Consider the following 3,182-nt stretch of genomic DNA (forward strand, 5'->3'; position numbering starts at 1 on the left):
TGGTCTCCCCCTCTTAGAAGCCACAGAACCACTGTGGCTGGCAATACCCGCAGTGGTTACCCCTCTATTGTAGCATGTCTCGATAGCTATCAGCCAGCCTTCTTTTTTTCTTGCGAATTGCAGAGATCACGGACTATCCTTGCCAGACCATCAAGCTGATGATCTTGCTCCAAAATGCCTTGACAACATGGCCATCTGTACTTTATCTTTTTGCATGATTGCAAGTGTCTATCGATAAGAGTAGATCAATGCTTGAGTATTGCGAACCATTGGCAGCTAAAAGGCTCTGCTAGATCTACACGTCCAAGGCTTTGTCGCTGCTGTTCGGCTAATTCAACAGCGATGCGGCGTAGTATAACGGATCACCGGAGGGGTGGCCAATGTGCCTATTCGCCACTCAGGTCACCTAGTCCGGGACTGCCGTCCGCTCCCTTAGGCAGCCGGGCAGCAGGGCGAAGGGTGCGCAGGGAATGAGCTGGGGCGGCTCTCGCGACGCTGCCCATCTGGGAATGTCTGCCGGGCTAGCAGCGTTGGCGTTGCCATGAGGTGCCGGGCCGTCATCTGTTAGCTCGCCTGGTGAGAATGGCTCATCTCCCATGCTCTTGCTTGTTTCTCTGGCCAAGCTCAGGGTTTTGCTTGCCCTTTCAATGCTTGCTCGTTTGCTCGTCTCTCTGCTCTTGTCTACGCTTGAGGCAGGCAGACGACCTGGGCTGGGGCTGTGGACCTGCTCTCACCTGCATTGGATGCGATCAGTGCTATTCTGACAGAGAAAGGATGTTCTGCATGGCTTTGGATTCGCAGCAGCCTACAGGCTCGCAGGCAGTTACCCAGTCTCTGAACGAGACCCCTCCTCCCGGACTGCTACGCAATAGCAATTTTCTGCTCCTGACAGGTGGTCAGATCATTTCCTATCTGGGAGACTTCATCTACAGCACCACCTTACAAATCTGGGCCTATGCCCTCGTACCTACAGCAGCCTCAGTCAGCGGTATCTGGGCGGCGCAGTATCTCCCGTACGTCGTGGTAGGGCCGATTGCAGGGGTCTTTGTTGATCGCTGGAACCGTCGACAAATCATGGTCGTCGCGGACCTGCTGCGTTGCTTTATCGCCTTATGGCCCTTGTTAGTGCCGCCGGCGCTACGGCTCCCTGCTATCTATCTCGCGGTCTTTCTGATCAACAGCTTGGGTCGCTTCTTCTCGCCGGCCCGCTCGGGAGTCATGCAAGTCATTCTGGCCCAGCCAGACCAGCCACGAGCGGCCTCCATCTTGCAGTCCAGTTTTGCCTTTGCTGTCATTGCGGGCCCCAGCCTTGGCGCGGGTCTCTACTTCCTGGTGGGTCCTTATCTAGGGACCATTCTCAATGCGCTCTCCTTCCTGATCTCTGCCCTCTGTATTCTGGCCATGCGCGTCTCACCCCAGGCTCTGCATCCGGGAGCGCAGCGCCAGACGACCGGGGAAAGTGCCATGCGGGCAGTTCTGACCGAGCTTGTTGACGGCTTCCGTTTTGTCCTTGGCTCGCGGGTGCTGCGTGTGGTCATGATCCTGTTGGTCGTCAACTGGTTTGGCGTTGGCGCACTGAATGCCCTGGATATTGTCTTTATCAGCCAGCGTCTGCATGTCAGCCCCGAACTCTATGGCCCCATGGCCACAGGCAGCGGTGTTGGTCTGCTGATTGGCTCACTGATCGCAGGGGCCTTGAGCAAGAAGCTCTCTCCGCGCTCCTTGCTGACTGGTAGCGTCTTCCTGACGGGGCTAGGGATTGTCGTCTTTGGCTTGCAAGTCTGGTTCCCATTGGCCTTGTTCTTCTGCAGCCTCACGGGGCTACTGCAAGGGGGGATCGAAGTGGGCTATATGGCACTCGTGCTGCTCTGTTCTCCGCGCACGCTGATCGGGCGTGTCGAGGCTGTCATCCAGACCAGTATGTTCATTGCCAGCGTGCTGTCGATTGCCATCGGGGGCTATGTGGCTCAATTCATTCCGGTGTATATTCTCTTTATCATCGGAGGCTGGCTGACGGTGTTAGCTGGTCTCCTCGGTTGGTTCGGGTTACCAACTAGAATTGAGCCTATCGCGGCGTCGCAGGCTTCGACTGAGACGGGGCCGGAGCAGGCTGCGCAGGCCTAGCGTTCAAGGAGGCAAAAGCAAGCCGATGTCTGTCCCGCGTGTGCAGCGCATGGCGCGCGTCCTTGTTCATCATTCCTGAGATCTGCGCAGAGGCAATCGGTTGGCGATTCTCGCTACCCCACTGGCAGCTCCGCTGATTCGCGAGGTCGCGCGGGAGGCTGTGCGTGCCGGCGCCCTTGTTTCTAGTCTCTTGCAGCTACCAGGTCTGATGGAGATCCTTCTCAAGGAGGCCTCTGAGGAGCAATTGACCTTTGTGTCGCCATTGCAGCGTTTGCTCTGGGAGGAGTATGCAGCTCTCCTTGATATCGAATCAGAGGAAAACACCTGCGAGCTGAGCGGTGTCGATCCGGCTCGTCTGGCGCTCGCGCAGCAAGCGGCAAGTGTCATGCGTGAAATCGTGCAGGAACGTACGCTACCTGATCGGCGCCATGATCCGCAGTCGCTTCGTTGGACAGCGACCATGTTCCCGACACCCGCCTGTGCTCAGAACGCGGGTATGTCCCTGAGCGATTTCGAGGGACTTTCTCGGCGGGGCCTGCTTTTTGGATGAGGAGGACCTGCTGACGCATTGGCGCGAACTGCTGCATCAGCAGGAGCGGCTGGTGGCTTGGCTGGCCGAGCGAGAGGAGGCCACGGTCGAGCTGCGCGGTCCCGATGTGGAGCTGACCCTCTCCTACTAAGGGAGGTCGCTTTATCAGCGACGATGGCCGCTACAATCTGCCCGGCGGAGAGATCTTTACCAGTCCCGTGGAGACCTCGGCCAACGCGTGGATTCGCTTTCGCTTCCCGTCCAGCTATCAGGGCTTCCAGCTAGGAGATGTACGCCTGCAGGAGGAGGTAGTAGTTAAGACCTAGGCGACCCACGGTCAACTCTATCTGGATCGCATGCTGATCGTCGATGAGGGTGCGCGTCGACTGGGAGCATTCGCTATTGGCAATAACTACCGTATTCAGCGCACTACCAAGCACCTGCTAATCGAAGCGGCACGAGTACTAGCTGACCTAGATAGCTCCTGGCTTCCTGTCCTGGTGCTGCTGCGACGAGCTAACAAAACAGG

The 3,182-nt window shown here is 57.5% G+C and carries 3 protein-coding genes; all 3 read left to right on the forward strand.

The window, feature by feature from the left end; translation table 11 throughout:
• Positions 1–783: 783 nt before the first annotated feature.
• The 3 genes from IRZ24_RS18540 to IRZ24_RS18550 all read left to right on the forward strand — a co-directional run bounded on the left by IRZ24_RS18540 (position 784) and on the right by IRZ24_RS18550 (position 2,804).
• Entirely contained in the window at positions 784–2,124 is a 1,341-nt protein-coding gene (locus IRZ24_RS18540; RefSeq protein WP_297167656.1) for an MFS transporter, read from the forward strand.
• Between the two features lie 82 nt (positions 2,125–2,206).
• On the forward strand, positions 2,207–2,674 hold the full coding sequence (locus IRZ24_RS18545) for an aminopeptidase (RefSeq protein ID WP_297167663.1): 468 nt from the start codon (positions 2,207–2,209) through the stop codon (positions 2,672–2,674).
• Positions 2,667–2,804 (forward strand): hypothetical protein, encoded by a 138-nt coding sequence (locus IRZ24_RS18550; RefSeq protein ID WP_297167659.1) that lies wholly within the window; start codon positions 2,667–2,669, stop codon positions 2,802–2,804. The genes IRZ24_RS18545 and IRZ24_RS18550 overlap by 8 nt, the downstream gene beginning before the upstream one ends.
• Positions 2,805–3,182 lie beyond the last annotated feature (378 nt).

It is taken from the genome of Thermogemmatispora sp. (genome assembly GCF_019683755.1).
GTDB lineage: Bacteria > Chloroflexota > Ktedonobacteria > Ktedonobacterales > Ktedonobacteraceae > Thermogemmatispora.

Coding starts and splice junctions, on each gene's coding strand:
- IRZ24_RS18540 (WP_297167656.1), top strand. CDS start 784: ATGGCTTTGGATTCGCAGCAGCCTACAGGCTCGCAGGCAGTTACCCAG.